Origin of the sequence: Millisia brevis NBRC 105863 (genome assembly GCF_001552615.1) — a bacterium.
Lineage (GTDB): Bacteria > Actinomycetota > Actinomycetes > Mycobacteriales > Mycobacteriaceae > Millisia > Millisia brevis.
In genome coordinates, this window is the sequence record NZ_BCRN01000026.1 from 19,521 (window position 1) to 32,492 (window position 12,972).

Annotated in this window: 8 protein-coding genes; 2 read left to right on the top strand and 6 right to left on the bottom strand. The window is 69.8% G+C overall.

The genetic code is table 11. The features are described from left to right. Positions 1-7: 7 nt before the first annotated feature. The 4 genes from MB1_RS23400 to MB1_RS23415 all read right to left on the bottom strand — a co-directional run bounded on the left by MB1_RS23400 (position 8) and on the right by MB1_RS23415 (position 7,919). Positions 8-3,295 (bottom strand): ATP-dependent helicase, encoded by a 3,288-nt coding sequence (locus tag MB1_RS23400; protein WP_066913261.1) that lies wholly within the window; start codon positions 3,293-3,295, stop codon positions 8-10. A 52-nt stretch (positions 3,296-3,347) separates the two neighbouring features. Next, on the bottom strand, positions 3,348-5,213 hold the full coding sequence (locus MB1_RS23405; protein WP_369406885.1) for an ABC transporter ATP-binding protein/permease: 1,866 nt from the start codon (positions 5,211-5,213) through the stop codon (positions 3,348-3,350). Between the two features lie 146 nt (positions 5,214-5,359). Beyond that, complete coding sequence (locus MB1_RS23410) at positions 5,360-6,145, bottom strand: alpha/beta fold hydrolase (protein ID WP_084352550.1); 786 nt, start codon at positions 6,143-6,145, stop codon at positions 5,360-5,362. A gap of 37 nt (positions 6,146-6,182) precedes the next feature. Then, entirely contained in the window at positions 6,183-7,919 is a 1,737-nt protein-coding gene (locus MB1_RS23415; protein WP_174532001.1) for an acyl-CoA dehydrogenase family protein, read from the bottom strand. 204 nt (positions 7,920-8,123) lie between these two features. On the opposite strand from MB1_RS23415, the gene MB1_RS23420 reads away from it, so the two are divergent. Together MB1_RS23420 and mgtE are read left to right on the top strand one after the other, a co-directional pair. Next, positions 8,124-8,795 (top strand): TetR/AcrR family transcriptional regulator, encoded by a 672-nt coding sequence (locus MB1_RS23420; RefSeq protein WP_066913263.1) that lies wholly within the window; start codon positions 8,124-8,126, stop codon positions 8,793-8,795. A gap of 181 nt (positions 8,796-8,976) precedes the next feature. After that, positions 8,977-10,350 (top strand): magnesium transporter, encoded by a 1,374-nt coding sequence (gene mgtE, locus MB1_RS23425; RefSeq protein WP_066913265.1) that lies wholly within the window; start codon positions 8,977-8,979, stop codon positions 10,348-10,350. An 87-nt stretch (positions 10,351-10,437) separates the two neighbouring features. Here mgtE and MB1_RS23430 read toward each other — a convergent pair whose 3' ends face one another. Next, a complete protein-coding gene (locus MB1_RS23430; protein WP_066913267.1) occupies positions 10,438-11,622 on the bottom strand; it encodes an LLM class flavin-dependent oxidoreductase in 1,185 nt (394 codons plus the stop codon). A 122-nt stretch (positions 11,623-11,744) separates the two neighbouring features. Then, entirely contained in the window at positions 11,745-12,836 is a 1,092-nt protein-coding gene (locus MB1_RS23435; protein WP_157084329.1) for a helix-turn-helix domain-containing protein, read from the bottom strand. Positions 12,837-12,972: the final 136 nt, after the last annotated feature.

The following is a 12,972-nucleotide window of genomic DNA, read 5'->3' on the forward strand; positions in this document are numbered from 1 at the left end:
TCCACCGCTACTCCACGACCTGGCGGCCGTGTTCGTGCGCCGGGCAGGACGTGGCGACCGGGCAGGTGCGGCAGGTCGCGTTGACCGTCGCCCGGAACAGCGGGCCGCGGGTGGCCAGCGCCGCCTCGCCGACCAGTTCGCGCCAGCCGGCCAGTTCCTCGACGCCCAGCCCGTTCTGTTCGCGTTCGGTGGCGCCGGTCTTGGTGGCGGACTTGGCCAGGTAGACCAGTCGGCCGCCGCCGGGCTGCTCGGCGGGGACGGTGGGCACCAGGCCTTCGGCGACGGCGAGTTGATAGGTCGCCAGCTGCGCGTGGGCGGCGGCGTCGTCCTTGGTGATCGGGTTCTTGCTGGTCTTGAGGTCGACGACGACCGGTCGGCCCAGGGCGTCGCGTTCGAGCCGATCGATGCGTCCGGTCAGCCGAACCGCCGGGGACCGCTCGGTGGCCGGCAGCACCCCGTCGACACTCATCTCGTGTCCGACCTCGGTCAGTTCGGTGCGGGTCGCGCGCAGCCAGGTGCGGAAGGTCTCGACCATGGCGGCGACCCGTTCGCGTTCGCGTTCGGCCAGCCACGGCGAATCGTGTTCGATCGCCTCCCATTTCCGGTCGAGCTCCGCGCGGATCTCAGCCGGTTCGGCGCCGTCGGCGACCCGCTCGGCGAGGTCGTGGACCAGACTGCCGATCGCCGCCGGGGTGGCCGCGACCTCCGACCCGCCGTTGCGTTCCAGCAGCCAGCGCAGCGGGCAGGCCAGCAGGGTTTCCACCGTCGACGGGGACAGCCGCACCGGGCCGTCCGCCTCCTGCCAGAGCGCCGTATCGGTCGAGGCCTCCGCGACGCCGTACCACTCGTCGGGGTGTGCCCCCGCAACCCCGGCCTCCGCGAGGCGGGCGAGGCTGCGGGCGGCACGTTCGCGCCGCTCGGCCGGGACGTCGGGATTGCCGACCGCGGCTCGCAATTCGGCGATCAACGCGCCCGCGGCCAGCAGCCGACCCCGCCGCCCCGGGCCGGGCGCCGGGGAGGTCACCAGCCCCCGGTCGCCGGGGTCGGTCGGTGCGATGGGCAGTTCGTTGACGAACCTCGAGACCACCGCGTCGGTATCGCCACCGGCGGACTGCACCGCGGTGATCAGCAGGGTGTCGCGGGCGCGACCGCAGGCCATCAGGAAGAGGCGGCGCTCCTCGGCCACCAACGGCGCCGTGCGCGACAGCACGGTGGTGCCGCCGGAGGCAGCCGCGTTCGGCCCGGTCAGGTCGAACAGTTCGTCGATGCCGAGGATCGAGCCGCGGGGGCGCAGATTCGGCCACAGGTTCTCCTGCACCCCGCAGACCGCGACCACCGACCATTCGCGTCCGGCGGCGGCGTGCGCGCTGATCACCTCGACCGCGTCACGTTCGGCGGCCGGGGTGCTCGACCGCATCGGCAGTTCCTGCTCGACGACGTACTCGACGAATCCGGCGGTGGTGGCGCCCGGCAGCCGGTCGACGTAGGCGCCGGCCGCCTCGAACAGTGCTACCACCGAGTCGAGGTCCTGGTCGGCCGCCGCGGCCGCCGCTCCGCGCCCCTTGGCGGCGCCGACCCACCGCCGCTGCAATCCGCTGGTCTGCCAGACCGCCCACAACGCCTGTTCGAGACCGTCGCCGCGGTCCAGGGCCGCGCGGGCGGCGCCGACCGCGGCGGCGGCGCGGACCATCGGCGCGGCCTCGATCTCGGTGAGTCCCGCGAGCAGGTGCCGGTGCTCGTCCCCGTCGCCGCCGTCGAGGACGAACCGGTGGATGATCCGCAGGCTCGCATCGGGGGCGCCCTGCTCCTGCTCGGATGCGGCCTGCACGCGTCGCACCCCGCGGCGCAGGCGTCGCCAGGAGATCGGGTCGGCGCCGCCGATCGGCCCGCTGATCAGGGCGGTGGCGTCGTCGATGTCGAAACCTCTGCCCTCCGCCGCGGCGGTCGTCGCCGCGCGCAGGGCCAGTAGCAGCGCCCCGGCGCCGAACTGTCGGTGCAGCGGAAGCTCCGCCCCGGCCCCGGCGACCGGGACGCCGGCGAGGACCAGCGCACGGCGGATCGCCGCGTAGCTGCGCGGTACCGACCGCACGATCACGGCCATGTCCGTCCAGGCCACGCCGTCCTCGAGGTGGGCGCGGCGCAGGGTATTGGCGACGATCGCGGCTTCCTCGGCCGTCGAGGTCGCCACCTCGACATCGACGCGCCCGGCGGCCTCCCGGCCCGGGTACAGCGGCGGCCGGTGGGCGGGCGAGCCGGACAGTCGCGCGGAGATCGACGAGACGACCCGCACGATGTCGGGTCCGCTGCGCATCGAGGTGTCCAGGCCGACCCGGCGATCGCCGCCGGACAGCGGCAGCTCGCCGAGCCACCGCGGATCGGCGCCGCGGAAGCCGAAGACGGACTGGTCCGGGTCGGCGGCGATCACGGTCTGGTCGGTGCCGGCGGCGAGCGCCCGCACCAGGATGACCGCCTGCGGGTCGAGGTGTTGGGCGTCGTCGACCAGCAGCACCCGCACCCGGGCGCGTTCGCGGGCGAGCAGTTCCGGGTCGGTGGCGAAGGCGGCGAGCGCGGAGCCGATCAGTTCGGCGGCATCGAGACCCGGGGCGGTGGCCTCGGGGGCTTCGACGCCCACCGAGCCGCGCAACAACATGACCTGCTCGTACCGGTTGGCGAAGCGGCCGGCGGCGACCCATCGCGGCCGGTCGTGTCGGCGGCCGAGGGCGACGAGGTCCTCCGGGCCGAATCCGCGCTCGGCGGCCCGCAGCATCAGGTCACGCAGTTCGCGGGCGAATCCGGCGAGCCCGAGCGCCGGGCGCAGTTCGTCCGGCCAATCGTCCGCGCCGTCGGACACTTCGGCGCGCAGCATCTCCCGGATGACCGCGTCCTGCTCGGAGCCGGTCAACAGCCGCGGCGGCGGATTGCCGTGCAGCGCGGCCTGCAACCGCAGGATCGCGAAGGCGTAGGAGTGCAGCGTCCGCACCAACGGGCCCCGGCCGGCCCACCCCGCCGTACGGGGCATCACCGCGGAGATCGCCTCCCGCACCCGACCGGCCGCCGCGCGGTCGGGCACCAGGACCAGCACCGACTCCGGGTGGTACCCGTCGACGGCGATCCGCTGCGCGACCGTGTCGACGATCAGCGCGGTCTTGCCGGTGCCCGGTCCCCCGCCGACGAGCCAATACGGATCCTCGGGGGTCGCCGAGGCGTCGATCAGATCGCGGGCGCCCGTCGACCAGGCGCGTCCCGTGGCGAGGGACGGACGCCGCACCAGAAGATGACTACCCACGTTCCCCATTGCAGCATCCGGGTCCGACAGGCTCCGGATCCGCGGGGCCCGTGTCGCCGGATCAGATCAGCGTCTTCGCCGGGTTGCCCGCGGTGATCCGCCACGGTCCGTCGCCCTCGATCGTCAGGATCCGATCGTGGTGGGCGTCGATCGTGCTGCGATGGCCGACCGAAACCACCGCGCAGGTCGGCAGCTGGGTCCGTAGCAGCGTGTACAGGGCGTACTCGAGGCCCTCGTCGACGGCCGAGGTCGCCTCGTCGAGCAGGACGAGGTCGGGGCGGATCAGCAGGATGCGCGCGAAGGCGATGCGCTGCTGCTCGCCGGGCGAGAGGATCGCCGCCCAGTCGCCCTCCTCGTCCAACCGTTCGGCCAGATGTCCCAACTGCACCGCGGTCAGGGCGGCGCGGATGGTCTCGTCGTCGACGTCGCCGACGTGGGTGGGGTAGACCACGACGGTCCGCAGATCCCCGAGCGGCAGGTAGGGCATCTGCGACAGGAACAGCGTGCGGTCGTCCTCGGGATAGGTGACCGTGCCGGACGCAAACGGCCAGATACCGGCGATCACGCGCAGCAGGGTGGTCTTGCCGGCCCCGGACGGCCCCTTGACGACGATCGCCTCCCCGGCGGGGACGGACAGGTTCAGGTCGCTGATCAGGGTGCGGTCGTCCGGCGTCGAGACGTCGACGTCCGACAGCCGCAACCCCTCGACACCGACCTCGCGGATCGCCGAGGCCAGGGCGCGGGCCTGCCCGTTGGAGGCCATCAATCCGTCGAGGCGAATCAGTGATGCCCGGTACTCGGTGAAGTCGCCGTAGGCCTCCCGGAAGAACGACAGCGAGGCGTGGACCTGGGTATAGGCGGACGAGCTCTGGGTCAGGCCGCCCAGGGCGATATCGCCGGCGAAGAAGCGGGGGGCCTGCACCACCATCGGGAAGAACTGCGCCACCTGGTTGACGCTGAGGTTCCAGCCGTCGAACTTCAGGGTCCGGTAGACGATCGCCCAGAAGTTGCCGACCACCCGGGAGAACCGGGCCCGCAGGCCGGCGCCCTCGACGACCTCGCCGCGGAAGAAGGCGACCCGCTCGGCGCTGTCGCGCAGGCGGACCAGGGCATAGCGGAAGTTGGCGTTGACCTGCTCCATGCGGAAGTTGAGGCCGATCAAGGGGCGGCCGAGCCAGAACGCGATGATCGTGGTCAGCACCACGTATCCGATGACGAACCAGACCAGCGCATGCGGAATCGTCACCCCGAAGAGGGTCAGCGGGCCGGAGAGCTCCCACAACACGATCGAGAACGAGATCAGCGAGGTGATCGCCGATACGGCGCCGAAGGCGAGCTGCCGGGTCTGGATCGCCACATTGGCGGTATCCAGCTGGATCCGCTGGTCCGGGTTGTCGATCCGGCTCTCGACGAACCGATTGCGGTAGTAGGCCTGATCGCTGAGCCAGTCGTCGGTGGTCCGATCGATCAGCCAGCTGCGCCAGCGGATATCGAACGCGCTGGTGATCCAGTACGCGGTCAGAATCCGCACCACGTGGATGATCGCGAGCACGATGAACAACCGGACGGCGGCCCAGAACGCGTCGATGCCGGCGTCCAGGGTGGCCTGGTCGCCCTGGGCGATGCCCGCGGCGGCGGCCTGCAGGGCGGTGAACTGGTCGTTGCCCTGGTAGGAGAACAGCACGCTCATGCGCACCGCGAACAGCGTGAACAGCAGGATCAGGGCCAGCATGCCCCAGACCGGCAGGCTCGCGCGCCCGGTGAAGTAGGCACCGTTGATCCGCCAGAACTGCCGACCCCACACGGTGGTGCGGATCAGCAGCCAGGCCACCACCAGGAAACAGACCGCGGCGATCCCGAGGCCGCGGGCGAGCCACAGCAAAGTGGCCACCAGTTCCGCATCCCAGTCCCGTGACGTCTCCAGCACGTACGGTCCCCCTCGCATCGGTCGTTCAACGGGTCCACGGCCGGGCTGATCCCGAGCACGGAACGTCGAGGACGGTGCGAACTACCTGGCGCGGCGTGGTTGAGCCGGAACAGTAACCTGTCGGTCGGCCGTGCGCAGCACGTAGGTCACGGCTCGGTCAAGAAGCCGCCCACGACGTCGCCGAAACGCCGCGGGCGGTCCCGATGAATGCTGTGGCCGCTGTCGAAGGGCACCACCCGTGCCTCCGGGAGGCGGGCGACCACCTCCGCGAGCCGTCCCCGATCGACCATGCCGCCCGCGCCGCCGTGCAGGATCAGCGTCCGCGCGGTGATGTCGGACAGATCCTTCCACCACTGCGGATCGGGGCGACGGAACTGTTCGAGCATCTCCGCGGTCATCGATCGGTCGAAGTCGAGCAGGGCGCGGGGATGGACGACGGCGCTGCTGGCGGCGTGCCACAGCTCGGCCGGGGTCGGCAGTCGCGAGGTCAGCGGGCCGACCGCGTCGCCCTCGCGCAGCGGGATCGGGCACTCCTCGGCGACCAGTCGCCGCACGCGATGTGGCTGCCACTGCGCCACGCAGGAGGCCGCGTAGCCGCCCAGCGAGTGGCCGACGATATCGATGCGGTCGAGGTGGAGGGCATCGCAAACGGCGACCAGATCCGCGCCGAACGACGCGAAGCGGTAGTCGTCGGCGCGCGAGCTGCCGCCGTGCCCGCGCAGCGAGGGCACGATCACCCGTCTCCCCCGGCCGACGAGATCCCGTGCGAAGCGGTTCCACGTACTGCCGGCGCCGCCCATCCCGTGGACGAGCACAACGGGTGGAGCGGCGGCCTGCGAGGCGCTCGACCGGGACGGCCACAGATCGCGGTAGACGATCCGCACCCCGTCCCGGTCGATGCTGCCGTCTTCGCCGAATCCGCCCCCGCTCACGCCTCTACTGTGCCTCCCGCGGATCCGGCGTCCCCGGTCAGGGCCGCATCTCGTAGGCGCCGCTGAGCGCGATCACCCGGGCGAGGATGTCGTCGAAACGCTCCTGGTCGACCACCGGCTTGCGGATCGCGTCCAGCGCGATGCGCTGCTGCGCCTCGCTGGACGAACTCTTGCCGTAGAGGTCGAGCGCGGCGGCGTCGAAGTCCCGGATCAGGATGTCGAAGATCTGGTCGACCAGCACGTCGTCGACCCCGACGATCGCCGCCTGCTCGAGGATCAGCTGGCCGTAGACGACCAGGGTGAACATCTCGGTCAGCGCGAGGCCGAAGTCGATGTCGCGCTGCTGATTCGCATCCGGGGTCGCCTCGGTCAGCAGGGTGATCAGCCCCTCGACCTGCTCGAGGAAGCGGGCGACGTTCGGCAGGTGCCGGGAGCGCTCGTAGACCGGGCGCCAGGGGTGGAACTGCACCTTCGACAGACCGCGGGCCGGGCCCTGCCGGAAGAGGAATTCGTCGTCGCCGGGATCGGTGCGGGTCGGCACGTCCGCGTAGGCGTCGCTCGGGTTGAACAGGTACGCGGGCATGAACTTCGCGATCAGCGCCAGGTTGACCGCGACGGTGCCCTCGAGCTTCGGCAGGCCGTCGACATCGGTCTTGGCGACCGCCAGGTAGCTATCGGTTTCGAATCCCTTGGCGGCCACGATGTCCGCGAGCAGGGCGATCGACTTCTGCGCCTCGGTGGTCACCTTCATCTTGGTGATCGGGTTGAACAGCAGGTAGCGACGGTCGTCGGGGCCGGCGGTACGGAAGTAATCGACGGCGCGGTCGGAGAACAGCCGCATCGCGTACAGCCGGGTATAGGCATCGACGAACTGGCGACGCACGTGCGGGAAGGTGGTCACCGGCTTGCCGAACAGAATGCGGTTGTGCGCGTGGGTGATCGCCTCGTACAGCGAGTGGGTCGTCATACCGATACCGCCGAAGCAGAGGTTGAACTTGCCGATGTTGACCGTGTTCAGCGCGGCGGAGAAGGCCTCGTCACCGACGTGCAGGATGTCCTCGGCGGCCACCGGGTAGTCCTGCAAACGGAATTCGGCGACGTACATCTGCGAGGGCACGATGTTCTTGACCACCTCGAACTCGTCGCGCTGCGAGTCGGCCAGGAAGAAGACGTACTGATCCGGCCCCTCGACGCCCTCGATCCGCCCGAAGACCGACACGATGCGGGCGCAGTTGCCGTTGCCGATGTAGTACTTCCCGCCGGTCGCGGTGTAGCCGCCGTCCGCGGTGGGCGTCAGCACCATGTCCGACGAGTAGATGTCGGCACCGTGCTCCTTCTCGGACAGCCCGAAGGCGCCGACCGCGCCGGCGTCGAGGGCCTCGGCGGCGCGCTTGCGGGCGTTGTCGTTGCCGCTCTGCCAGACCGGTCCGAGGCCGAGGATGGTGACCTGCCAGGGGTACCAGTAGTTGAGGCCGTAGAAGCCGAGGATCTCCGAGAGCGCGGCGATCCGCGCGGTATCCCAGCGGGCGAAGGGCTTGCCGTCGGCGTCACGGGACGGGGTCAGGAACGTCGAGAAGAGCCCCTTCTCGGCCGCGAAGTCGAGAAAGTCCTGGTAGAAGACCTTCTTGTGGTAGTCGGCGAGCAGACGGACCTTGCCGCGCGATTCGAACCAGTCGATGGTGTCGCGCAGCAGTTGACGACTGCCCTCGTCGAACTGCTCGCCGCTGTATCGGTTGGGGTCGAACAGCAACTCGGAAGCAGCCACGGATGTCATGCGACGGTCCCTCTCCTCGAAGACGGCAGGTACGGCGAATGTCGGCCGGCGCCCCGAGGCCCCGGCAATACAACGGTAGCGTAGCAATTGTGCGGCTCGGCGACGAGAGCCGACCGATACGCTGTGACTCCCACCCACGCGCCGGATGCCCACCCGGCGGCAGCGACACGCCGGGCCGCGAACACCGGCCGGACAGGAGCGACGATGACGGACACCGGCGCCCGCCCGCGTCGTCGTTACGCCCCGCGGATGTCACCCGAGAATCGTCGGGTCCAATTGCTCGACGTCGCCCTCGATCTGGTCGCCCGCGACGGGCTGCACCAATTGACGATGGAATCGGTCGCCGCCGCAGCGGGTATCGGGAAGCCGGTGGTGTACACCGTCTTCAGCACCCGCGGCGATCTGGTCGGGGCCCTACTCGAACGCGAGAGCGAACGAGCGACCGCGCAGGTCCTCGCCGCCCTGCCCACCGATCTCGACGGCACCCGCGCCGCAACGTCTTTCGAGCAAACGGTCACCACCTTCATGGACGCGGTGCTCGCCGATCCCACCCGCTGGCGACTGATCCTCACTCCACCGGAGAACGCCCCCGGCGACTACCGCACCCACCTGCGCGACTCCCGCCGCGCGATCCTGCGCCGCGCCGAGGAACTCGCCCGCATCGGCATCTCCCGCGAACCCGGCCTGGCCTGTCTGGACGCGAACCTGATGGCGAACACGATGGTCTCCTTCGCCGAGATGCTCGGCCGGCTCGCCGCCGCCGATCCGGTCACCTACAACCGCGAACGACTGCTGCGGCATGCCTCACAGGTGGCGGGCGCGCTGTCGACTCCGCCACGGATTTCCGCTGGTCCGGGCCATTCCGACGGAAAATAGCTACCATGTCCTTCGGACGTGCGTACGCCACGACCGAAGGTACGCGAGCGACAGGAGGTGAAGCCGGTGTCTGCCGACCCCGTCAGTCCGTCTCCACACCGGTTCGCCGTCTCCCCCGACTGACGATTCCCGAACCGGTGTGGATTGCCGCTGCATCCCACCGAAGTCTCGAGGATTCCGCATGTCCGACAACACCCTTGCGCTCGACCCCGACAGCCGTGACGATGCCCCCCGCACGCTCGAGGAGATCCTCGAGTCCGCCGAACTGAGCGAACTGCGCACCTGGCTCGACGACCGACCGGCCCATCGGGTTGCCGACGAGATGGCCCGGGTCGGCCCGGTGGGCGCGGCGATCACCTTCCGTCTGCTCGACAAGGAACGCGCCCTCGAGGTATTCGAGGAGTTGGACTGGGAGAACCAGCAGCACATCCTGGAGGGATTGCGGGACAAGGAGTTTCGTGATCTGGTCGAGGACATGGACCCGGACGACCGGGTCGAATTCCTCCAGGAGGCGCCGGCGAAGGTCGCCCAGCGCGTCCTCGGCGGCCTGAGCCCGCGGGAGCGCGGGATGACCGCCGCCCTGCTCGGATATCCCGATCGCTCGGTCGGCCGGCGGATGACACCGGAGATGGTGGTGCTGCCCGCCAATCTCACCGCCAAGCAGGCGCTCGGGCGCATCCGGGCCCGCGGAAACGATGCGGAGACGATCTACACGCTGCCGGTGATCGAGGGTGGGCGCCGACTGATCGGGGTGGTCGATCTGCGTGATCTGGTGCTCAGCGCGCCGAAGGTGCGGGTGGTCGACCTGATCACCTCCGACCTGATCACCGTGCAGGCCACCGACAGCGCGGAGAAGGCCGCCCGGCTGATGCAGGAGACCAACCAGCTCAACCTGCCCGTGGTCGACAGCGAGGGCAGGCTGGTCGGTCTGTTCACCTACGACGACGCCGACGAGGTGATCGAGGAGGCCGACAGCGAGGACATCGCCCGCCAGGCCGGCACGACCCATTGGACCGGCCACTACATGGCGGCCGGGGTCTGGCGTCTGGCCCGCTATCGGGCGACGTGGCTGAGTCTGCTGTTGGTCGCGGCCACCCTGACGGTATCGGTGACCCGCGTCTTCGAGGCCACCCTCGAGCAGGTGGCGGCGCTGGCGTTGTTCATTCCGATGCTGATCGGCGCCGGCGGCAACGCGGGCGCGCAGGCCGCGACCGCATGCGTGCGCGCCCTGGCGGTGGGAGAGGTGCGCGGCTCCGACCTGTTCCGGGTGATCTGGCGCGAGTCACGGGTCGGGCTGCTGCTCGGCGGGATGCTCGCGATCCTCGGCATGATCGTCGCGACGGTGATCGCCGACTTCCACATCGCCGTCGTGATCGGAATCTCGCTGGTACTCATCTGTTCCTGGGCGGCGACGGTCGGTGGCACGATGCCGCTGATCGCCAAGAAACTGCGCATCGACCCGGCGGTCGTCTCCGCCCCGATGGTGACCACCCTGGTCGACGCCACCGGCCTGATCCTCTACTTCCTGACCGCCAAAATCGTTCTCGGCGTGTGATACCGACGGCGAACGCCGACCCGTCGCGGAGGTGACGAGTCGGCGTTCGGTCGATCGGGCCGCAGGGCGGTCCGGGGTTTCGGTGGATCAGGCTCCGACACCCGCCGTTTCGCGGGCCGCCTTCTCCTCCTCGTACCGCTTGGTCATCAGATCGACGGCGTCGAGCTGCGCCTGCTTGTGTCCGGCGTGCACCGACCGGGCCCGGTCCGCGGCATCGAGGGTCGGCTGCGCCTGCCCCTGGAAGTGCGGGATGACCTCCTGGGCAAACAGTTCCGCCGAGCGACGGCTGTTCTCCGGGTTCGCCCAGTCGTGCGCCAGCTGCAGCAGCGAGCCGAAGCCGCCGGACTGATCGATCAGTCGCTGGACCTGTGCGCGGGCCTGCTCGGGGGTGCCGATGACACCGATACCGGCCTCGGTGACGAAGTCGATCATCTCGCCGATCTTGTCGCCCTTGACGCCCATCTGTGGGAACGCGGCAACCTTCTGGAAGTAGTCGAACCAGTGCTCGATGCCGAATTCGACCTGCTTGCGGGCCTCGGCCTCGGTCTCGGCGATGTGGAACGGTCCGCAGAGCGTCCAGTTGCGGCGGTCGACGGTGGTGCCGTGCAGGGCGGCCTGCTCCTCGGCGATCCCCCAGTGGTGGCCGAGCGCGTTGAAGCCCTCGGCGGAGATCGTGGCGCCGATCGACACCAGGCCGATGCCGTGGCGACCCGCCAACCGGGCGCCGGTGGGCGAGGCGACGGCGGCGACCGACACGTCGATACCGTTCTCCGAGTACGGCGCCAGTTGCAGTCGGGCGTCGATCAACTCGTGGGTACGGGTCTTCGCGGAGACGACCTCACCGCGCAGCAGCCGCACGACGATGTCGAGGTTCTGATCGAGCAACTCGCGGGTATCGGTGGGGTTGAGCCCGATCATCGCCGAGTCGGTGGGCAGCGAGCCGGGTCCGACACCGAAGATGATGCGTCCCTTGGTGAGATGGTCGAGCTGCATGATGCGGTCGGCCGCCCACAGCGGGTTGTGGTAGGACAGCGAGACGACGCCGGTGCCGAAGCGGATGTTCTTGGTGCGCTCCGCCGCGGCGGCGATCATTATCTCCGGTGAGGCGATCAGTTCGCTTCCGGCGGAGTGATGTTCGCCGTACCAGAATTCGTCGTAGCCGAGCTTGTCCGCGTGGACGGCAAATTCGAGATCGCGTTGCAGGGCGAGGGTCGGGTTCTGGCCCGGCTTGTGGAACGGCGCGAGAAAGAATCCGAAGCGCAGTCTCGACATGTTTTCTCCTTCAGTGCGGTCACCGGATATCGGCGACGGGCCGTCGCATCGCCCGGCGGACGATGGAGCGGTTCCCGGTGAACGGGTGTTCGGTTATGAGGTTCGGTGGTGGGTCGGCGTGGTCAGCCGAGCCGATAGCGATGCAGCTTGTCGTAGAGCGACCGTCGGGAAATACCCAGGTAATCTGCGGTTTTGGACTTGTTGCGGCCATGGGTGACCAGGGCGGACTCGATCGTGGTGTACTCGGCCCGCTCCAGCGGGGTCAGCCGCAGGTTGTCCGGAGCCGCCGTCGGTACGCCCGCCGTCATGGGACCGGCCGGGGCCGGAGAGGCTGCCGGCGACGAGGCGGCCGGCAGCTCCGGTAGCGGCGTTGTCGCCGGCGGGAAGGCCAGTACCGCACCGTCGTCGACCATGCCCTCGGTGACCGGCCACATCCGCGCCTGGCGGCCGTCGGGCAGGTCGATCCGACCGGCGGCGGGGTCCGCGGCGCGGATCGCGTTCCACAGGTAGGCGTGCTCGGCGGTGTCGCCGTCACCGATCACCAGACGCTCGTTGACCGCGATCATCGGATCGCGGGTACGGCGGCGACGGGCGAGGAAGGCGTCGAGCAGGCGGCGTTCCGAAACGGACGAGTCGGCGTCGAGGGCCTGCTGGACGTTTGCGGCGAGCATGTCGATCACCCCGCGCAGCAACGTCGTGGCATCCCCGGCGCGGCAGGTGATGTTGACCGCGCCGCAGGTCCGGCGGGTCACCGGATGGAAGACGGGGGCGGCGACGCAAGCCCAGTCCCGCCAGAGGTGCAGGTAGTGCTCGGCGCCGATCACCACCGCGGGACGGCGGGTCTCCAGGGCGGTGCCGACGCCGTTGGTCCCCACCAATTCCTCTTCGAAGCTGGACCCCTCGAACAACCAAAGGTCGTCGAGGACCGAGCCGAGGACGCGTTCCGAGACCCATCGCCACACGATGTTGCCGCCGGGATCGGCCAGCGCGAGGCAGGTGAAGGGGGTGGACACCGAGCCGGCGAAGGCCAGCATCGGATCGGCGGCGGCGCGGGTGAACGGGGTATCCCGGCAGATGTCGACCACCCGGTGGTTGACCTGCTCGGGCTCGAGTCCGCTCCACTTCGATCGCCGCCAGGAGGCCAGTACGTCGGCGCTGACTCCGGTGGGTTCACCTCCCGAGAAGAACTCTTCTCGGGCCAGATCGATCTGCACGGCCACCTCCTCTCGACGTGTCGCATCACTCGTTCCCTATCGACTATGCCGTAGATCACACGTTGCACCTGTGCGATTTCTGCACAATCCACCCGAACTCCACGTCGGTACCGTGATCCACATCACGGCGACGATG